This window comes from Methanoculleus sp. UBA413 (genome assembly GCF_002502935.1).
Taxonomy (GTDB): Archaea; Halobacteriota; Methanomicrobia; order Methanomicrobiales; family Methanoculleaceae; genus Methanoculleus; species Methanoculleus bourgensis.
Map to the genome: position 1 here is coordinate 12,493 of NZ_DAQR01000063.1, position 985 is coordinate 13,477.

The 985-nt window shown below is 64.5% G+C and carries 1 protein-coding gene and 1 pseudogene; both read right to left on the minus strand.

Features of this window, described 5'->3' with window-relative positions; genetic code table 11:
* Positions 1-536 (minus strand): annotated as a pseudogene (locus tag BP858_RS04760) (carbamoyl-phosphate synthase large subunit); the annotation flags it as partial.
* A partial coding sequence (locus BP858_RS04765; RefSeq protein WP_286878983.1) for a glutamine amidotransferase-related protein occupies positions 536-985 on the minus strand: 450 nt, incomplete at its 5' end. The pseudogene BP858_RS04760 and the gene BP858_RS04765, both read right to left, overlap by 1 nt.

Below are 985 nucleotides of genomic sequence, written 5' to 3' on the forward strand. Positions count from 1 at the left end.
ACACCGCCCCCTGAACCGCCCAGGGTATACGCCGGCCTGATGATCGCCGGGAGACCAACCTCCCGGATAGCCTCGTCGATCTGCTTTGTGTTCCCGAGGATCATGCTCCGGGGGACGGGCTCACCGATGGCGTTCATCAGGTCGCGGAACTGCTCGCGGTCTTCTCCCCGGTAGATCGCCTCAAGCGGCGTCCCGAGGATCTCGACGCCCGCAAGCGCGCCCATCTCCGCGAGCTCGGCCGTCATGTTCAGGCCGGTCTGGCCGCCCATGCCGCTCAGGATCCCGTCCGGCTTCTCCTTTTTGATGATCTCTGCTATGACATCGGCCTTCAGGGGCTCGATGTAGATGGCATCCGCCATATCAGGGTCGGTCTGGATCGTCGCGGGGTTGGAGTTCACGAGGACGACCTCGACCCCCTCTTCCCGGAGCGCCCGGCAGGCCTGCGACCCCGAGAAGTCGAACTCAGCCGCCTGCCCGATCTGGATGGGGCCGGAGCCGATGATGAGGACTTTTCTGATATCCGGTCTCTTCGGCATTATGGGATCCCCCTGTAGACGCGGTCAAAGAAGTGCATCTCCGTGTCCCGGGGCCCGCCGTGCGCCTCCGGGTGGAACTGGACGCATGTTATGTTGAGGTCCGGCACCTCGAAGCCCTCCACCGTGCCGTCGTTCACGTTCCGGTACGAGACTACGCACCCCTCCGGCAGGGTCTCTTCGTCCACCGCAAAACCGTGGTTCTGCGTGGTGATGGCGATGCTCCCATCCCGGTAGCGGACCGGCTGATTTGTTCCCCGATGGCCAAACTTCATCTTGTACGTCTCGCCGCCAAGGGCCAGGGCGATCACCTGGATGCCCATGCAGATGCCGATGACCGGCACCTCCCCGGCCAGGTCCCTGACGCACCGGATGGCGTCGACTGCCTTCCTGGGGTCACCGGGGCCGTTCGTGATGAAGAGTGCGTCGGGCTCTGCGGCCATCACCTCGTC